Below are 390 nucleotides of genomic sequence, written 5' to 3'. Positions count from 1 at the left end.
TCGATGGCCTGCGCGAGCGCAGCGAAGGGCAGGGCGGCGGCGGTGCGCTCCCGGTCGAAGGCCTGCAGGGTGGGAGCGGACGGTTCGGGGGCGGACGCCATGGCGGGCGTCAACCGATCCGCACGTCGAAGTAGGCGCCCTCGGATTCGCCCAGACCCTGCATGCCGGCCGTGCGCGCGGCGACCGCCGCGCGCGCCCAGCGGTTGACGATGGCCATGGCATCGGTGCCTTCGGGGACTTCGTCGCCGTCCTGCAGCCGCTGCACCGCGGCGAGCGTTTCGGCCACGCCTTCCGGGCCGCCGAGCTGGCGTTCGAGCACCCGGGCGTAACGGCCCTCGGCCGCGGTGCGCTCGCGGGACGGCAGCTCGGGGAAATCGCACAGGGCGACGG

The 390-nt window shown here is 75.1% G+C and carries 1 protein-coding gene; it reads right to left on the bottom strand.

The window, feature by feature from the left end:
• Nucleotides 1-109: 109 nt before the first annotated feature.
• Nucleotides 110-390, bottom strand: a 281-nt coding sequence (locus GVL52_RS32710) for a hypothetical protein (protein WP_160012812.1), incomplete at its 5' end; no start/stop codon positions are given.

Source organism: Rhizobium sp. 18055 (genome assembly GCF_902706285.1).
Classification (GTDB): Bacteria; Pseudomonadota; Alphaproteobacteria; order Rhizobiales; family Rhizobiaceae; genus Rhizobium.
Note: the sequence above shows the minus strand (reverse complement) of the source record. Positions and strands in the feature narration are given on the sequence as shown.